Source organism: Bacillota bacterium (genome assembly GCA_023511455.1).
Taxonomy (GTDB): Bacteria; Armatimonadota; HRBIN16; order HRBIN16; family HRBIN16; genus HRBIN16.
Map to the genome: position 1 here is coordinate 20,098 of JAIMBJ010000014.1, position 18,792 is coordinate 38,889.

At 61.2% G+C, this 18,792-nt stretch carries 12 protein-coding genes and 1 pseudogene; 6 read left to right on the top strand and 7 right to left on the bottom strand.

The features are described 5' to 3' along the window. Positions 1–16 precede the first annotated feature (16 nt). The 5 genes from K6U75_09360 to K6U75_09380 are packed head-to-tail and all read right to left on the bottom strand — an operon-like array spanning position 17 to position 6,616. Entirely contained in the window at positions 17–808 is a 792-nt protein-coding gene (locus tag K6U75_09360; GenBank protein ID MCL6475245.1) for an amidinotransferase, read from the bottom strand. 3 nt (positions 809–811) lie between these two features. Further along, positions 812–2,035: a TIGR00300 family protein gene (locus tag K6U75_09365; GenBank protein ID MCL6475246.1), complete on the bottom strand. Its 1,224-nt coding sequence runs from the start codon at positions 2,033–2,035 to the stop codon at positions 812–814. A 13-nt stretch (positions 2,036–2,048) separates the two neighbouring features. Beyond that, the gene (locus K6U75_09370) at positions 2,049–3,827 is read right to left on the bottom strand and encodes a hypothetical protein (GenBank protein ID MCL6475247.1); all 1,779 of its coding nucleotides are present in this window, start codon (positions 3,825–3,827) and stop codon (positions 2,049–2,051) included. Beyond that, positions 3,824–4,654 (bottom strand): Cof-type HAD-IIB family hydrolase, encoded by an 831-nt coding sequence (locus tag K6U75_09375; protein MCL6475248.1) that lies wholly within the window; start codon positions 4,652–4,654, stop codon positions 3,824–3,826. Before K6U75_09375 ends, K6U75_09370 begins: the two co-directional genes overlap by 4 nt. A 39-nt stretch (positions 4,655–4,693) precedes the next feature. Next, entirely contained in the window at positions 4,694–6,616 is a 1,923-nt protein-coding gene (locus tag K6U75_09380) for a hypothetical protein (GenBank protein MCL6475249.1), read from the bottom strand. Positions 6,617–6,783: 167 nt separating this feature from the next. Between K6U75_09380 and K6U75_09385 the strand changes: the two genes are divergently transcribed. Next, a complete protein-coding gene (locus K6U75_09385) occupies positions 6,784–7,692 on the top strand; it encodes a hypothetical protein (GenBank protein MCL6475250.1) in 909 nt (302 codons plus the stop codon). Between the two features lie 4,108 nt (positions 7,693–11,800). Here the strand turns inward: K6U75_09385 and K6U75_09390 are convergent. Beyond that, positions 11,801–12,400: pseudogene (locus K6U75_09390) on the bottom strand (beta-galactosidase). Between the two features lie 220 nt (positions 12,401–12,620). Here K6U75_09390 and K6U75_09395 point away from each other — a divergent pair. The 5 genes from K6U75_09395 (at position 12,621) to K6U75_09415 (ending at position 17,190) form a co-directional block, all read left to right on the top strand. Further along, positions 12,621–13,727, top strand: coding sequence for a GntR family transcriptional regulator (locus K6U75_09395; GenBank protein ID MCL6475251.1), 1,107 nt, complete (start codon positions 12,621–12,623; stop codon positions 13,725–13,727). A gap of 27 nt (positions 13,728–13,754) precedes the next feature. Further along, complete coding sequence (locus K6U75_09400) at positions 13,755–14,498, top strand: DUF1559 domain-containing protein (protein ID MCL6475252.1); 744 nt, start codon at positions 13,755–13,757, stop codon at positions 14,496–14,498. Between the two features lie 21 nt (positions 14,499–14,519). Then, entirely contained in the window at positions 14,520–14,738 is a 219-nt protein-coding gene (locus K6U75_09405) for a hypothetical protein (protein MCL6475253.1), read from the top strand. A gap of 219 nt (positions 14,739–14,957) precedes the next feature. After that, on the top strand, positions 14,958–16,217 hold the full coding sequence (locus K6U75_09410) for a glycosyltransferase family 4 protein (GenBank protein ID MCL6475254.1): 1,260 nt from the start codon (positions 14,958–14,960) through the stop codon (positions 16,215–16,217). Beyond that, positions 16,207–17,190, top strand: coding sequence for a hypothetical protein (locus K6U75_09415; protein ID MCL6475255.1), 984 nt, complete (start codon positions 16,207–16,209; stop codon positions 17,188–17,190). The genes K6U75_09410 and K6U75_09415 overlap by 11 nt, the downstream gene beginning before the upstream one ends. 164 nt (positions 17,191–17,354) lie before the next feature. Here K6U75_09415 and K6U75_09420 read toward each other — a convergent pair whose 3' ends face one another. Further along, a complete protein-coding gene (locus K6U75_09420; GenBank protein MCL6475256.1) occupies positions 17,355–18,713 on the bottom strand; it encodes a hypothetical protein in 1,359 nt (452 codons plus the stop codon). Positions 18,714–18,792: the final 79 nt, after the last annotated feature.

The window sequence follows — 18,792 nt, forward strand, 5'->3', positions numbered from 1 at the left end:
AAGTCCTGTGCGCACGTTACCTCTCTAAAAACATCACCAGGCACTTGCACGCGCCGCCGCTTTTGATAAACTCGCTCATCGGTATCGGTACCACCGAATAGCCCTTGCGCTCCAGCAGGCTTTTCAGTAGCCAGCAGCCATCGGGCATCCATACGGTGTTGCCAATCACCACGCTGTTGCAGGCGAAGCGCAGAGCCTCTTCCTGCGTCACATACAGGGTGTGGTAGTGTTCCTCTATCACGCGGCGGGCATAAGGGTCGAACGCGCCCGGATAGTACACCACCGTGTGCGCGTCCAGCACAAACAGCGCGGTGTCCAGATGATACCAGCGATCGTCTATCAGCTCCAGCGAAAGCACCTCCTGCTGAAGAATATCCGCTGCGATGCGATGGGCGCACATCTCCGTGCGTTTTCGGTAGCCCGCCAGGTAACGCTTGCCTGCCCACAGGATGTCGCCCTCGCCCTCGAACGGGCAATCTTCGGGCATAGTGAGCACCGTGTAACCGTGCTCCTCGAACCAGCGGCGGAAGTGCGGTTCCTCGGGCTGGCGTTCGGGATGGCGGAAGCGACTGAGCAGCACCGTTTTTTCGCCCACCATCAACCCCGCGTTGGCGGTGAAGACCATATCGGGGCACTCGGGGGCAGGAGCGACCAGCTCCACCTGTGCCAGCCTCTGAACCTGTTCGTACAGCATTCTCCACTGTCGGGCGGCAAGGGGCAGGTCGGGCTTGTTCTCCAGATGCATCCAGGCGTTAATCTCGTAGCGCAGGTCGTAGTGGTCGGGTGGACACATCAGTACCCGTGCCATGGCTCAATCCTCTCCGCACAGCTGCGTCGCCAGCTCTTTCAAGAAGAAAGCGCAGTCGGTAACGATGCCGAACGCCTGATGCGAGCCGCGGTCTGTCAATTTGATGACGGTATCGGCGTTGGCGTCGATGCAGAAGGTAGTGACCGAAGCAGGAAGCAGGTTACCCGTGGCGATGGAGTGCAGGGTGGTGGCCACCATCAGCGCCAGCCCCACGTCGCGGATAGCTTCGCGCATGGCATCCTGTGCCTGCACCGTGTCGGTGATGACGTCGGGAAGCGGTCCGTCATCGCGGATACTGCCTGCCAGCACGTAGTGAACTCCCGCCACCACGCAGGCGTGCATGATGCCGCCCTTCAGGATGCCTTTCTCCACTGCCTGACGGATGCCGCCTGCTGCGCGGATGGTGTTAATCGCCCGCAGATGGTGTTCGTGTCCGTGTGTTTCGGGCACGCCCGTCTCCAGGGCAACGCCCAGCGAGGTGCCGTATAGCACGCGCTCGATGTCGTGCGTCGCCAGCGCGTTGCCTGCGAAAAGCACGTCGATCCAGCCGCTGCGAATCAGTCGCTCCAGATAGGGTGCCGCACCCGTATGCACAATCGCGGGTCCGCCCACGAACAGCACCTTTTGCCCTCGCATTTTGGTTTCGCGCACAGCGCGTGCCACCGCCTGCACGATGCGCGTCTTGGGCTTTTCGAGAGAGACCTCACTGCCCATGAAGTGGAACACGCTCTCCGCCTCGCGTCGGGGCATGGGGGTTACCCGAACGCCTGCGCTACCCACCACAAACAGGTCGCCCTTTCGCGCCCAGTGCAGGGGAACGCACTCCGCCCACCAACCCGATTCGGTGCGGGTAACACGGATGCCGCAGTCCATCTCAATGCGTTCCACGGGTATCCACGTGCCCTCCACGCGCACGAAGGTCTCGAGATTGGTGGTGGAGTAGAAGCCTTCGGGAAACACGCCGTCCTGCGGAGCGGGTTGCAGGCTGGCGTCGTCCTGAGAGATGAGCGCGCCGTGTTGCTGCACTTCGTGCAGGGCACGTTGCAGGCTCTCCTCACTGGGCGCGATGACCAGTATCTCCGCGTGACTGGGCTCGTCGTGCGATTTGCCGATGCGGAACTCGCGTATCTCGTAGTCCACACCCGCCGCCACCAGAATATCCAGCACCTTCGACAGCGTCAGCGAGTCGATGATGTGCCCGTCGAGCGTAATCAGTTCGGTGTACATGGTCGCCTCCCCGTCACGGTTGTGCCTGCAGCCACTCGTCCCAGTGGGTGGCTCGCGCGAAAGCCAGCAGGTTATAGCGCGTCTCGAACTCGCTGGGGCGAGGTACGTAGATGGACAGCCCATGCGAACGGTTCACCCGTCGGTTGCTGTGCGCTTCGGCAATCACCGCCTGCGATAGGGCGTTCTGCACGCCGTTGATGGCGTCGGTCAACGCCGGTGAACTGGCCAGTCGGGTACGCAGTTGCTCGGTATAGTCCCACAGGTCTTTGAAGGTATATTCCGCGTATGCCTGCGCGTTCTCGCGGGCGGCGGCGACGGCGGCGTGGTCAGTCGCCACGCGCAGCAGCACCTGTGCAAGCACATCTACCCTCTGCGCAACATCTTCGATCAAAGAAGCGTCCAGCGCGGACTGCGTGATGTTATCGGTGCTGTCGGGGTTGTAGTAGTTGATGGTCTGCGTGACGATTTGCGCCGCGAAGTCGCGCACGGGGATGTTTGGGTTGGCAATGACCGGCGCCAGGATGCGATGGTAGGGGTAACCGGGTGCAGGCGGGCTTTCTTCGGAACCCACGATGTAATCGCCCAGATTGCGTATTTCGTATGCCACCTCCAGCATCTGCATCAGCGAGGCATCAAAAGCGATAATGTTCCATCGGACGCCCACGCTCAGCGCCAGCGGCAGCTCCCAGATACGGATGTGATTACCCGTGTTATCGTCGTAGGAGACGCCGCGCGCGAGGATGTTCAACCTGTCGCGATACGCCCGCCAGCCTGCACCGTGATTCCATATCACCACCATGTATTTGCGCGCGGGGAAGCTGCGCACGCCCCACTGCAGGAACTCACGCAGGGTGTTGGGATTGCCCATGTCCACCCCCGTTCCCATGTCCACCAGCAGATTAGCGTTGACCGTTTCGGGGTCGTTGTCTTTGGTGACGTAGTAGCGTCTGGTGGTGCGCCAGTCGCCGTTACTGCTGTCATAGCCTGCGATGCGCTTCCACTGCACCACGATGTTTACGTCCGCCGTGGAGCCGAGCTGTTCCATTTCGTTCATGTCGTCCACGCTGTCTGGCTCCAGATTGTTTGCGGCGTTCATGAACACCAGTATCGTCCACTCGCGGGTGACGGTTTGCACGCCCACGGAGGCGTTTGCGCTCAGCCCCAGACTGTCTACACTGGCGGTCACCGCGACACTGCCCGGAGCCAGCGCGCGGGCAACGCCGTCCGATTGCAGGTTCACCACATTGCTATCGCTCACACTCCATCGCACCACTGTACCGGCAGGCAGCAGCAGGTAGCGTCCCTGCGCGTCCACGCCCAGCACCGACAACGGCAGTATCTGTCCGGGTGTGAGCGTAACCACTTCCGGCAGGATAGCAAGGGCGACAGGGGTTCCACCGGTTGCCACGTTCAGCCGCTGCGGGGTATCCTGCACAATCTGCACGGTAATGTCCCCGCTGGCGACCGGCGTGCCGATGGCGTTCTGGTTGTTGTAGACGGCAAGCTGCAGGCGATACGTACCGCTCTCGAGCTGGGCTGTCCATCCGGTAGAGGGAGTATCCGCCCGGCTCAGTACCACATCCTGAATCAGTTTGTCCGCACGGTACAGCGTGACGCGCACTGCATGGGGTGAAGAGGGGTCACCGCGGTTGCCCGTCCAGATAACGGTAAGCACCAGACTGCCGGAACCGTTGATGGGGGGATTGGTACCGCTATGAAACATCCCGCAGCCCGAGAGGGGCAACACGAGTAGCAATAGCAGAGCAAAATCTCTCGAACGGGGTAAGGTCAAGGATCGAAAACCTCCTTCTCATCCAGTTTGAATATATCGACGAGTGCGACCGCCAGCCCGTTTTGCTCTATCGACGGGGCAATGCGGTGCGCCAGCGCTTTCACGGCGGGTTTGGCGTTGCCCATCGCCACTGCATAGCCCGCCCAGCGTAGCATCGGGATATCGTTGTTGCCGTCGCCGATAGCCAGCACCCGCTCGCGCGGCACGCCCAGCTGATACGCCAGCCTTTGCAGGGTGCGCGCCTTGTTCGCTGCCGGATGCATAAACTCCAGATACTCATCGTTGCTCTTGATGATGTTCAGCCGCTCGCCGAAACGTTGCAGGAACTGTTCCCGCAATTTATCGGTCGTTTCGGGGGTGTCAATGAGGATGAGTTTGGTCGGCGACTGTCCCCGAAAGCGTGTGAGGCTACCTGCTGGTTCAATGATTGAGCCTGTGCGCTGGTGGTACAGCTGCGACCACGGCGTCTCCTCTTTCACGTACAGGTGGTCGTTCAGGTAGTAGTTCAGGTGGTAGCCGTGCGTCTCGCAAAAATCCACGATGGCATCGGCGAAGGCGGCTGGCACGGTGAGGTGGAACCAGATGAAGCCATCTCGCGGGTGTTTGACCATCGCGCCGTTGTAAGAAAGGATGGGGGCGTTCAGAGCTGCCTCATGCCAGAAGCGTTCGGTGGCGGCGTGCATCCTGCCGGAGGCGATGACCACGTATGCCCCCCGCTGCGCCACCGCGTGCATCGCCCGCAGGTCGATGGGGGAACAGCGGTTCTGCTCATCCGCCAGCGTGCCGTCTAAATCCACTGCGACCAGATTGAAAGGAAGAGATTTCATCTTGACCCCTCGGGTCTCGTTCGGAAGTCGCCCGGTTCCCTAACGGGTCGGGGCGCGCCAACCGCTGTAGAGTGCCCAGCCAATCCAGCCCTGCTCCCGGTCGCTTTCCAGCGTTCGCACCTCGTTCCCTCGCTTTTCGCGCACCTTCACCGGGTAGCAGTTGCCCGCGAAGGCAATCTCACGCAGTCCCATAACGCACAACGATGCATCCACGATGTCAAAAAGCGGACGACGGTCGCTCTCCTCCGTGCCGAAGCCGTAAACAAACATGCCCAGCACCTCCGTGCGTCCACCGTCGCTGGTAAGAATCCTTATACCCCGACCTTCGTTCTTCATTCCCAGCACCCACAGGTCGCCGCCCCGATTCTGTACCAGTCCGACATCGCTGTCGCCCTCCGGGTTCAGCTGACGCGCCCACGCTTTTTGCCCCCGCTTCCGAAGATCCAGAAACCCCGACACGTTGGTCGCGAAGATGTCTCCTCCGCCATTCCCCACCAGCAACACGCCACCGCTCTCCATCACCAGCGTGCGCGAAGTAGACCGGTTTTCCAGTGTGACGGGTGGACCACCAAACGCATCCAGGTTTTGAAACTTGACCACCGGCGCCGAACGGTCATCTACCACGAAGCGCCCTTCCGGACCTCCCATGATTCGCCCAAAGCCCAATCCTATGATGTGTCGCACGCTGCCATGCACTCGCACCGGTCGTTCCAGATTATACCAGTTTGGGTCGGTTCCCCTGATGCCTCGCAGGTAGACGGTCGTCTTGCCCTGAGCCGCTGCGGTATCGATGGCTTTTTGTATCGCCTCGGAGTCGTCCTGATTGTGCCCTGCTTTGGCACCGAAATCGTTGGCGCAAACCCAGCGCGATGGGTTGGTCTCCCACGGCACGGCCGGCTCCCGCTTGATGGGCAACCGCAGGGCGCGCTCGGGCGAATCGTACAGCTTCTTGACCTCGTGCGAGATGTACTCCTCGATGAACGGTGTCTTCACATCGCCGCTCGGTGTCTCTCCCTTCAGCGCGAGGCGGTAGCCGCGGGTGCGCACGTTGCGCGCGTAAAGCACACTCCGATTGTGGATGGCATGGTCGCCCGGCGTTCGTGTGATGAATCGAGCGTTTACCAGTGCGACAACGCCCCCCCACCATGTCCAGTCGTTGGGAAAGTCGCAAAAAAGTCCGAGTGGTGTGTTCTCCACCGTCAGGTCTTCGATGCCGACGGCGGTCCCGCTCACGTAGACGCCCAGCTTTTGGCAGTTGCGGATGGTGATTCGGGACAGCGTATGCCCCCAGTTCCACTGACACACGATGCCCGTTTCGAAGCCGTCGATTTCCACGTCCTGATTCAGGTTGGGGCTGCTCTGGTCGATGAAGCCCGCGTTAATGCCCACCTTACCCCTGCCGATTACGCGCACGTTCTTAATGATACCGGTGTTGGTGGCGCACCAGCGGATGCCATCGGTTTCCGGATTGTTGCCCACGTCGACGGTGAAGTTGTAGAGGTTGCGCATGAACCAGTCCGCCGAGGTCGGAGCGCTTTCGCGCGGATGCGTGCGGATGACCGCATTGCAATCCTTCACTGCGTCGTCGAGACGGATGACCACCCCGTCGCGCGTCTCGCCGTAAATCCACGGACCGATTGCCGCGTTCACGACCAGGGTGCGGGTTACCCGATACACACCGTTGGGCAGGTATAGCACCCGCGTCGGTCCGCCGATGCCGCAACTGGCGTCAATCCCCTTCTGCAGCGCGTCGGTATCATCCGTCACGCCATCGCCCTTTGCGCCCAGGTCGCGCTTCGCGTCCAGCACCGACGGGTCCTTTGGAAAAACAATACGATCAGTGGCTACCTGCGGAACAGAAGGCGACTTCGCCCTCTGTTCCTGCGGCGCTGTGGTTGCGGAAGTCATCGTCAATGAGACCAGCGCCGCCCCGAGAAAGCGCAGATAAAAAGGTCTTATCATGTCTACAGGATACACCGTTTGAGGGGCGGTGTCAAGATTCGCAGCGGATGTACGATAAATCCTCCAGACGCCTCTTGAAAGGCGAGGCTCCTGCCGAACCGTGAAACCAGTCCACACCTGCGACAATGTTGGGATTGGGTACGGCTCACCAGGAGGTTCTGTCTCCAATGTCACAGGCTAAAGCCTGCGGCTACATTGTGTGTATTTTCGAACTCCCTCCCAACGACTTGACAGTGTTGAACGAAAGATGCAAAATAGTCTCGCCATACCGGGAGGTGATGGTGGTGCGATACGCTGCGCGACTTTTTAACACGGCAGACTGGCTGGGCGTCGCCGCTGTGGTTGTTTCCTACTTCAACTGGTCAAACTACCAGATGGCACAGCGTCAGCGCGGCGAGGTGGAGGTGCATCTGGCGATGGCGCTTGCGCTGGTAGCGGGGCTGGTCTACCGCGTCTACTGGCAGCGTGTGCCTTCTCGTTATGCGGAAATTGGCGCACGGACAGCGTTTCTGGCTTCGGCGTTGCTGGTGTTTACCGGGTGGGTGACGGAGGCGGTTACGCTGGCGGCGGGCGCGAATCTGCAATTCCTTCTGGATGGGGCGCGTTTCTCGGAGAGGGCGCGCTACGCCGTGGCATGGGTCAGCCCACTGCTGTACCTGATACTTGTTTTCATCGGGCCCACCAACGAGGATTTCCTGTTCCGAGTGATTTTGGGTATCTATTTTCTCAACATATTCGCTTTCGAGATAGAGGAGGAGGCGCACGATGGCAAAAACCCCTATGCGGATGTGCTTGGCGGCACCCTAGCTGTGATAGTTCTTCTATTTCTTCCGGCAGCGGCAATCTCGCTACTGGTCTATCCAAGGTCACCGACAGTGGAAGGGCAGCTGTTTGAGCGAGTCATGGCTGGCTTCGGCCTGGGTATCCTGCTTCTGGTGGCGGTCTGGTTGTTTTGGGAGATGCGCAGAGCGAACGGCGGACAGCGACCGCCTGATGCTGGTGTGCGCTCACCGGTGTCGCCGCGCCTGGTTCTCACCTCGCAGAATATGCAGCACCCGCCCGAAGAGGGGCAGTAGAGACGGACCTGTCCTCTGCGGGGTGTATGCCGCGGTTTTCACCCTAACGGTTTGCAACTACCGCGACCGGTGGCGGCTGCAGCAGGCGCTGGCGCATCTGGCGGGCTTGCACATGGTAGCCCTCGTGCAGGTAGAGCCAGAGCCGCACACGCGCCGGAAGCACTGGCTGGGCCACCAGTTCGATAGTGGCGTAGCGGCGCGCCTCGGCGGGTTTGCCGCGCTCCTCGCCCCAGAAGCCCTGCCGTACCCGATTGCAGCCTACGTTTTCCATAAGCAACAGGGAAAGGCTCTCGCTCAGGTCGCCGGGATGGAAAAGCGTCAATACCGGCGGAACCCAGTCGCCCATGCGCCAGCCGAAATGCACCTTCGGGCCGAATATCTCTGTCGGCTGGTCTCCCGTGCCCACGAAGTTCGGGAAGGTCTTCGTCCACCAGCGGGCGTTGAATCGCGCCTCCAGCGCAACGAGTTCCTCTGCTTCCGCCGCCAGCGGATGCACCTGCACGCTCATCTCTACCAGTGGTAGACCGGCAAACACGCGGTAGCGCTGCGTTGCCCGCAGGGGCAGGTTGCCCCCGCCAGCGGTGGCCTCCACCGTCACCCACACCGGATTGCGCTCTATCACCCGCACGGTTGCCCTGCCGTTGCGTTGCCACACGATGTCGTCTACCACGAACTGTGCGGTGTCCTGCGCAGGGCGTTTGGGGTCGCTCCTGCCGAATGTGCCCATCCCCGCGCCGCCGCTTTGCGCGGCGTAGTCCCTTCCGGTGCGTTTGGAACGCAGCCGGGTGATTGTGCCTCCGGCATCCTCGCGCCACTCCAGCTCCAGCACGCCGTTGTCTATCCGCACCACTCCGCTGCCGGTCTGTACCTGGATAGACGGTGAAGGCGCTTTCCGCGCTGGCGATACCCCCAGCAAGAGCAAGCCGCTTTCCTCTACTGGCTCCAGCGCTATCCAGTCCAGCGCAAGGTTGCACACCCGGCGGTCGTTGCCTGCACCCCTCTCCGCCGGACGATGCGCCTGCGCAAAGAGCAATCGTACCTCTGCAGGTTGAGGAGACGGGCTTTTGCGTGGCGGCAGGTTCACCGCCAGAGTTTGCCAGCCAGGGCGCATCTCGACCTCGTCTACCTTACGCCCGTCGACGAAGACAGCCAGTCTGTTCTGCCAGAGCACCTGCCCGTGCAGCAACAGGCGGTATGTGCCTCCGGCGGGAAGGGGCAAGCGCAGCACTGTCTCGCGTCCTTCTCCGGGTATCCAGCGTATCGTATTACCCTGTGCCCATGCCTCGCGTTGAGCCATGCCGCGCACAAGCACCTGCTCGTCGCCGGGGGAGCCGATATCGATGCGCCAGCTTTGAGTGCGCGGGGGGACAATGAAATGCATCCTGCCGTTGGCGATATGTGTGGGCAGGGGAGTACCATCGGGCAGATGTACCTGCCACGCTCGCCTACGCAAACCCCCAGGCAGTGGAACAGACAGCGGCGTCCCTCGCGCTTCATCTGCGCTGGCGATCAGCAGGCAGGATGCCTGCCCCTGGCGGGACGCGGGTAGACGTCCCGGCGCAGAAGCAATTACAAGCGGCGCTGTGCGTTCGTGTATACCTGCGCTGTCGCGCCAGCGGAGGGTAACGTTTGCCCGGCGGGCTTGCGGCTGTGCGCTGAACGGTATCGGTAAACGCACCTCTTTGCGCACGCCCTCGCGCAGTTCGCCAACGCGGATACGCGCCCCTGAAAAAACGACCTCCACGTCGCGGGCGGTCTCGCCGGGCACGTCCTGCGCAGGGTGCCACCATCGCATGTCGCCATACGGGGTGCGCGGCGCGTTGGTGACCACGACCGCAGGCGCGTGAGAGCTGGCAGAGGTGTGCAGCAGGCGTACATCCGCGTTGCGCCCCACCAACAGTGGACGCAGCAGATACGCCGTTTGCTCCCGCCCATCGGGCTCCTGCCACGAGACCTGTACGTACACCGTCTTCATGCCCCAGTCGGCGAAGGGTTTGACCTCGCAGGGCAGTTGCACCTGCTTGCTCTCCGCAGGCGCAAGGCGCAGGGTGATTGGTTTGCCCTGCACGCTGGCGATTTTCGCGCCGATTTGCAGCGTCACGCTGACCGGCGCCGAGGTCAGGTTCTTGACCGTCACAGGCAGGTTCACGATGCTGCCGGGATAGGCAAGCCACTGACGGGTATTCACCTGCACCGGCGCGTAGACCAGCTGATAGGCAGAGACGTATTGCACCGTGTCTTCAAATGGAAGAGAGGCTACCCGACGCGGGATAAAGTGCCTGCCGTCTATGGTCAGGGTGGTCACTTCCGCCAGCGGCAAGCCGTCCGCTTCCGGGGGATGCAGCCGGATGGTCTGCGGCTGCCAGGTGCGGTTTTCGACGAGCAGGAAGCGGGTGGTTCCTGCCTGCAGCACCGCGCCCATCAGGTCGGGGGTGTCGGGCAGGTTACCATCGGCGAGGCGGAGGCATTTCTCGCAGGGCAGGCCAGCCACTTCTTCCAGCGCTTTTGTCCACCAGCGTGGGTCGTCGGTGAAGATGCCGTTCACCGCGAGCAGACGGGAGCTACCGATCTCTGCCAGCACGTCGCGCGGCAAGCCGTCACTGTAACGGCTAAGTGCTTTGCCTTGCGGCAGGCGGCTGCGACGGCGCTGCAGGGGAGCACGGAAGACCGTATCGCCCTCGGTGAAGCGAGCGGCGTCGATCGGCTCCCATTCCACGCTCTCTTTCTCGCCTGCGGGTGCGTCGGGAGTAGAGATTTGCACCCAGTCCAGCGCGAGGTTGCAGGCTCGGCTCTCGTCTTTGAACCGCTGTGGCTCCTTTTCGCGCGGTATCATCGCCTCCGAGAACTTCCACTGTACCTCCGCCACCCGCGAGGCACCGATAGCGGAGGCAGGGATACGCACCTCGTACACTCGCCAGCCCGGTTCCAGCATGACCTCGCCAACCCGCTCATCGTGGACTATCACGCGCACCTGGTGTTGCCACATCACGCTGCCGTGCCAGCGCAGGAGCAGGTCGGTATTCGGCAGGGCAGGAAGCAGAAGGGTGGTGATTGTGCCTGTGCCGGGCGTCCAACGAACGGTTGCCTGAGTGCCTGCGCCGTATGCCCCTGGTGGCAGGTTGCCCCAGTCCTCGCGCCCACTGAATCCGGTCTGTAATACCCGCTCGTCGCCCGGCACGCCAATGTCTACCAGGAAATTGAACCGCCGGGCGGGTGTTCCGGATTGCACGGAGGGTGTCGCAGGCATCGTTTCGCCGGTCCAGTCCTCTGGTAACGCCGAGACGATCAGCGTGCGGTCGCCCTGTTGGAGCCATTCTCTCAGCACTTGCGCAATCCGTTCCCGCTTGCCGTTCAGTCCGAAGCCCGCTCCACCGGATGGCGCTATCAGCACACGATAGTTTCGCAGATGTTCCATGTCGGCCTCACTCTGCAGAAGCACCTCGAAGGGAGCCTGTATTGCCCGAAGAGCCTGCACGGCATGGTAAAGGTCGTTGGGGTCGCCTGTGCCGCTTTCGAAAATCCAGTCGTTGACCAGCAGGGCGACGGGGGCTTGCATTTGCGGACGGGGGTAGGTCAGCTGCCAGAGGGTGCTGTAGAGCAGGTTCGTCTCGCAGAAGCGTTTGCCACCTTCGAAGCTCGGCTCGAGATTAGAGCCTTCCCACCACTCGTTCCAGCTGAGATGCAACACGCCGTCCACGAATCGCATCAGGTTGCCCACCCAGAAGCGGTCGTAGTGGTGTGGTTCGGGGAGGTAGCCGGTACCCGGCACGCGGATGCCCCAGTCGAAGTAGCGGTGCTTGAGGTGGTCGAAGAACACGCCGCCGCACCTGCGAGTAACCGCCGCCTGCAGGAAGCGTTCTGCATCCTGCTCGTGAGGCACCCCGAAGATGCCAGCATACGAGTGCGCCCCGCCGAACACACGCGCAAACCGCTCGAAGCCGAAGCCCATGAAGGGCGCGTAGCCCACGTCGAAGGAGGCAGAGAGACCGGGCAAACCAAACTCCTGCTGTATCAAATCCTCCATCTTGCGCCAGTCGCGTTGCCATATCTCATACTGATATTCAATGCTCAGCGCACGCTGGAAGCCAGTGCTGTTGACGTCCATGCGGATATCTTCGAAGCGACGATACTGTGTGCCCCATTCTGCGTTGAGGCGATCGATGGTCTGGTACCTCTCCCGCAACCACTGCTGGAATCCCTGATGGTGCACGGTGAGTTGCGGCGCGCCGTTGCGCGAGTAAACCAGCTGGAACGGCTTCCCGCCCAGCCACGTCCACACGGGCGAGCGGGCATACTGGCGCATCCAGTAGACGGTGTCGCGTCGTTCGCTGACGTTGCGCCAGAACTCGCGCATGGCGAAGTTCTCGCCGTCCTGATACAACCCCATGAAGAGGCGATAGCCCAGCGCATGTACACGCTCAGTGGCTTTCAGCACGGTGGCTTCACGAGGCTCCCCCCCTTCGCCGCGCCAGTCGTGCCCCCAGTAGTCCATGTACAAGTGAGTCATTCCCCAGTCGGCGGCGAGCAATTGCGAGCGCACATTGTCGGCGAGCTTGCGGTTGTCGTAGTAGCCGTACAGGGGCGTATTGTGGACGCCGTTGATCCAGTTTCCCCACTCGCCCGCGTGCGTGTCCCATTCGTACCAGTAAAAGTATGCTGCACCCACCAGGGGCAGTTTTTCCGATACCTGGTGCATATCGGGCTGCATGATGAGGCACCCTCCCGCGTATGGTCTCGGAAGCCATCGTTCTTGATGGGGTAGAGAACTTCCTGTTCGGCGGTTGCGCCGACTCTTTCCTGCACTTCGGCGCTCGCACGAGGTTTTTTTCAAATTTTACGAAAAACCCGCAGGAAAACGCTTGACACCTCTGGCAGAGCGATATACAATACCAGTGTTACAGTAAACTATAACACTGGTTGTGAGAACGATGAGCATTCAAGTTGTGGACAGGAACAATCCACTACCGCGCTACGTTCAGGCGATGCTGATTATCCAGCAGCGCATCCGTTCGGGCAAGTATCGCCCGGGCGAGCGCATCCCTGGCGAGCGCGACCTGGCAGTAGAGCTGCGCGTCAGCCAGATGACCATGAACCGGGCGCTCATGGAACTGGCGAAGGAAGGCTGGATACGGCGTGAGCACGGTAAAGGAACCTTTGTGCCGGAGAACTTCTGCCCACCGCCTCCCGAGGTATTACAAATCGGGGTGGTGGCGCACATCCCCGCCGAACACGCTCTGGAAGACTTTTATCTCGGCTCGCTCTTTCGGGGGATGCAACGCGCCATTGTCAACACTTCTGTCAGTCTGTCTATCCTCGAGGTGCCCGCGGACGAGATAGAAAAAATCGGTGAAGCGCTTCTGGACGGCTTGCTGGTGCTGGATATGCTGGAGCAGAACGTGGAAAAGGTCAACCAGCTTTATCGGGCAGGGTTGAAGATGGTGGTTCTCGGTGCTTCCTGGGAAGGGTTGGAGGTGCCCTTTGTGGATAGCGACAACGTCGCGGGTACCCGTGCGGCTCTGGAACATCTCATCAGCCTGGGGCACCGACGCATCGGAGGTGTGTTTGCTCTGCCCCGTACCTGCAACACTCAGGACCGTCTTCGAACTTTCCAGCAAACCCTGCAAGAACGAGGCACGCCGCCAGACGATACTTTCGTCCTGATGGAAGAAGAGGCGACCTCGATATCGCAGCCCGGGCGCGAAAAGATACGGCAGATACTTCGCTCTTCCGCTCGCCCGACCGCTTTCTTCTGCGGAGGCTATTATCTCGCATTGGAAGTCATGCGCATCGCGCGCGAGGAGGGCTTGGATATACCGGAAGACCTTTCGGTGGTGGGCTTCGATGACCCGGTATCTGCGGCTCTGTTAAGCCCACCTTTGACGACTGTGCGTCAGCCTCTGGATGAGATGGGGCGTGTGGCCACAGAGATGCTTCTCGAATGGCTGAAGAATACGGCACCACCCCGCCATGGCGTCGTGTTGCCTGCGCAACTGATGGTGCGTCAGTCTACCACGTCGCCGGGCGGTAACACATAACGAACACACTTAAGGAGGGTTCAACGGATGCATCGCAAAAAACAGAGTTTCGCCTTTACGCTGATTGAGCTGCTGGTAGTTATCGCGATTATCGCGATACTCGCAGCCATCCTATTCCCCGTGTTTGCCCAGGCACGGGCTAAAGCCCGGCAGACCGTGTGCCTGTCCAACCTCAAGCAGCTGGGAACCGCGACCATGATGTACGCCCAGGATTACGACGAGACCCTGTGGTGGCAGGCATTCCCCGGTTGCTATACCGACCCGAACACGGGACAGACGGTCAACCAGCTGTATTTCCCGGACCAGCTGTACCCCTACGTGAAGAGCGCAGCCATTTTCAAGGAACCGGACTTTAGCGGTTATCCCTGGCTGGCGTACTGCTGCTTCGCTCCATCGCCTAACGTGACAAGCCTGGAGGACTACCGTCTGGGCTATGGCTACAACGAGTTGCTGATGGGAGGTAGCCTGCGATTCGGCGGCTGGCCGCTGGCAGCGATTAACGAACCCGCCGAAATCGGTGTGCTGGCAGATGGCTACATGCCCTGGAACAGCTACATCGGTTATTACCTGGATGCGGGCGACGGCATCAAGCGCACCTACTGGCTCAGCAGTGACCAGCAAACCTGGTTCTATGGTCCGCCCCGCCATAACAACGGTGCAAACTTCATGTTCGCGGACGGGCACGCGAAATGGGTGCGAGTCACGCTGACCAGAGAGAGTCCGGTATTCTGGGGCTACTACAAAGTACGTCTCCATCCCACCGAACCCTGACGCTAAAGGAGAACACAGCGGATGAAGAAGGAGATTTCGCCGGCGGTTGCTGCGATAATCATCGTCGTGATTGTGGTGGTGATTGCGCTGGTCTACTGGCAGAGTACGCGCAACGAGCCGAAGCTGCCGCCTGCGCCACCGTCCGGTCCGATTGAATTGCCCCCCAGCCAGCAGGGGCGTCCTATGCCGGGAGGAATGCTGTCCAACCCCATCCAGAATCCGCCCTCCCCGGGACGGTAAGCCAACCAGCACGAGCCCCCTCTTGGAGACAAGAGGGGTTTTTTTGTCACTCTCCTGAACCGGCAAAATCTTGCAAAACCGGCATATCCTCTGGTATAATGCTAACTGCTGCAACCCGTCTGTGTTGTCCAGTATCTGCTTCCGGTCATCTTTCGGGTAACACGGACGACGCGAACGCTCCAGCGAGAGCGACTCATTACTTTGAAAGGAGGTGAGGTAATGAGCCGTCTTGCGCAAGGACGTACCGTCGTGTTCGTGAGTACCTATCCACCTGTGCAGTGTGGGATAGCCACCTTCACCCGGGATTTAGCCAATGCTGTAGAACTTCACGGATGGACACCGCTGGTGATTCCCGTAGATAGAGGCGATGTGGACTATGCCGACCAGCGGGTCATCTGGCGAATCCGCAAAGAGCGGGTGGAAGACTACGAGCAAGCGGCGCACTTTCTGAACCGCCTGCAACCCGCTGCGGTGAGTTTGCAGCACGAGTTTGGTTTGTTCGCGGGCGAGATGGGTGAGGAGGTCTTGCGCTTTGTGCGTGCGCTGCGCGTGCCGCTGTTTGTCACACTGCACACCATAGAGCCGCAGCCGCGCGACATCATGAAGCGCATCCTGCGGGAGCTCGTGACGCACGCACAGGGCGTGATGGTAATGTCGCATACTGCCATTCGGTTGTTGAAGCAGGTATACCATGTGCCCACGCACCATGTGCGTACGATCCCGCACGGCGCACCTGATGTGCCGTTTACCAGCACCGAAGTCGCCAAGAGCAAGCTGGGTCTGGAGGGCAGAAAAATCGTCTCTACTTTCGGACTCATCAGCCGGGGGAAAGGCATCGAGGACGTGATTACTGCCCTGCAGGATGTGGTGCCGCATCATCCTGACGTGCTGTATCTGATACTCGGGCAGACCCATCCGAACGTGCGTGCCTATGAGGGCGAGACCTATCGCGAGTCGCTGCTGGCGCTGGTAGAGCAGCTGGGTCTGCAGAACAATGTCCGGTTTGTCAACAGCTATCTGACGCAGGAAGCTCTGCTGCGTTACCTCGCCGCAACCGATATCTATATTACGCCCTATCCCAACCCGGGGCAGATTTCCAGCGGCACACTGACCTATGCCCTGGCGTGCGGGTGTGCCGTGGTGTCTACGCCGTACCTGTATGCGCAGGAACTGCTGGCAGATGGCAGAGGCGTACTGGTTCCATTCCGCAACCCGAAGGCTATCGCAGAAGCGTTGAATCGCCTGCTGAGCGATGATGCCTATCGCGAGGGGTTGCGCCGCAAAGCGTATCAATACAGCCGACACACCACGTGGACATCCGTGGGGGCGCAGTTCGGTCTGTGGCTGAGCCGGGCAACTCTGGCTTATTACGCCACAGCGATGCCATATCCGGGGCACTATCTGTCGCCAGCGTACGCGCCGGCTGGTGATACCGCTCAACCCGTTGCGACATCGGAGCGGTTGTCCGATGCGGTTTGACTACCTGCATACCCTGCTCGGGCCTCTGGGGGTGTGGCAGCACGCCAACCTGCGCACCCCTGCCCCCGAGCACGGTTACTCGATAGATGACCAGGCGCGCGCGCTGATAGTGGCAACGCTGGCGAGAGAGCAGATGCCCGCTGCCCTTCACGCCGCCCTGTGCGACCGTTGTATGCGCTACATCCGCAGCGCATTCCTGCCCAACGGAAGGGTGCGCAACTTCCGCTCGGCACAGGGCAAATGGCTGGAATCCGTCGGCAGCGACGATGCGCTGGGACGCACGCTGTGGGCGCTTTATATCTGGCTGAAACATCACCCGTCAGACCACTCCGTCCGGAATATGGTACGGCGCATGGAACGCGCCCTGATGGAGGTCCACTCGCCACGTGCGCTGGCATTTGCTGCGCTGGAGACCGATAACACCGACCTGTTGCACCGGACGGTGGATAAACTGCTGACGGGCTATCACCATTACAGCGACCGCGAATGGCGGTGGTTCGAGCCGGTGGTGACCTACGAGAACGCACGTTTGCCACACGCGCTGTTCGTTGCCGCCTATCGCCTGCATCATGCGGAGGGCATCGAAGTGGCGCATCAGGCGCTGCGGTGGTTGATTCAGCAAACCTTTGTGGCTGGGCATCATCGCCCTGTCGGCAACCACGGCTGGCTGGTGAAGGGCGGTGCGCCTGCGCAGTGGGACCAGCAGCCGGTGGACGCCGGCGCGATGGTGGAAGCCTGTACCGCCGCTTACCTGCTTTCGCACGAGCCGTTGTATCGGGAGAGGGCGGTGCTCGCTTACGAGTGGTACCTGGGCAAGAACGACCACAGGCTTCAAGTATACGAACCCGAAACCGGCTTCTGCCACGACGCGCTCACGCCGCACGGGTTGAACCTCAATGGCGGCGCGGAGTCCATCCTCTCATACCTGCTGGCGCACCTCACTCTGCAGAAGCACGGGCTTCTTCCACCATAGCGGACTCCAGTGACGCGAACGGCTCGGCTCCCGCCGAGCCGTTTACAAGTCTTTGGTTGCATTTGAAGGGTGAGCCTGCTGGTAAGCCGAACCCCCCACCAAACCTCTGTGCGACCGGGGAGGGGTTTGCCGCTGGGCAGGAACCTTGCCCTCCAATGGGCGCGTTAACCCTCGGAGGGACCAACAGGACGTCCTTCCCTCACAGCAGCACGCCACCAGACCGGCAGTGACAGCACCGCCGCCAGCATCAGGAAGCTGACCTCCACCACTCCACCCGAGCCCCAGCGTACGAACCAGTTGCGCTCGTCGGGCGTGAGCAGAACTGGCGGCAGGTACTTCACCCACGTCAGCCCCGTCTGCACCCATACCGTCCACAGCCACCAAGTGGATGCCGGTGCCTGTCGGCGATACCAGAGTGCCGAGAGATAAGCCGCAATGAACAGCAACACTACCAACCCCACAAAGCCCCAGACAAAGGCAAACAACGCCTTTTCATCGGTGAGATAGCGCACCGTGTCACTGGCGGACGCCAGCGTCACCGCCACGCCCACGCCGAACGGCGCCCATCCTCTGCCCAGCAGGCTACCCAGCAAGCCAAACACCATCCAGAACGCGGGCAGACTGCCCAGCGTCTCTGCCCACGACAGCCCCATGTCGGTCGCCAGCACAGGTAGCACCCAAAGCAGCATCGTCAGGTCGTCCAGACGGGGATGCCAGTGAACGATTCGCGGCGGTGCCTCTCGAGACAGTCCCGTCACTTTCCAGCCGATACTCAGTCCCGCGCCCGCCACGAAGCCGAAGGTCATCTCCATCACCTTCCACCAGTCCAACCACCGATGCACTGCCTCACCGAAGGGTATCTGGTGCGTGCCCCATGCCTGCAATACCTCTCCGAGACTGAACCCGATTGCACCCGCAAGAACGCCCCACAGCGCCATTGCCACACCCTGGCGGTGCTTTTTCACTGCGCCCATGTATACCATCAGCCCCAGCAACGCGAACCACAGTCCACCCCACCACTCCACGCGCGGCTTCGCCGAGCGGGGGTCGGAGAAGTAGATGGGCGGCAGGGCGTCGGGTGGGTGATGAGGACGGTTGAGCAGGTAGACGCCCACGACGAACAGCCCCAGCAGTCCCAGCAGCAGGAAGACCACCTCGCGTGGGCGGTAGCGGTCGCTGGCGGCGATGGCGAGAAACGCGCTCGTGATGCCTATCCACACCCCGCCTTTGACGGCAAGTCCCAGTAGCCCCCACCAGTAGGTCGGGGGAGGATATTGCCCCTGCGCCGGGTTCTGCACCAGCCCGATGGTTTGCCCATAGGTCATCATCCCGCCGAGCGAGCAGGCGAAGGTCGCCACCGCCGCCAGACGCAGTGCGTCTTTCCCCCTCCAGCCCGACAGCAACGCCAGCGCGAGACCGACCAGCGCGCCCGGTACCATCGCACCCGTCTCCCCACCGAACTGCCCGCGAATGCCCCAGCCGAGACACATCGCCAGCGCAGGCAATAGCACCAACTTAACCATCAAACCCGCCTCCTTTCGCGTGGACGCTTCCTTTTCACTTCGCGAGCGCAGGAAAAGTTCCTGTGCTCGACGTGAAATA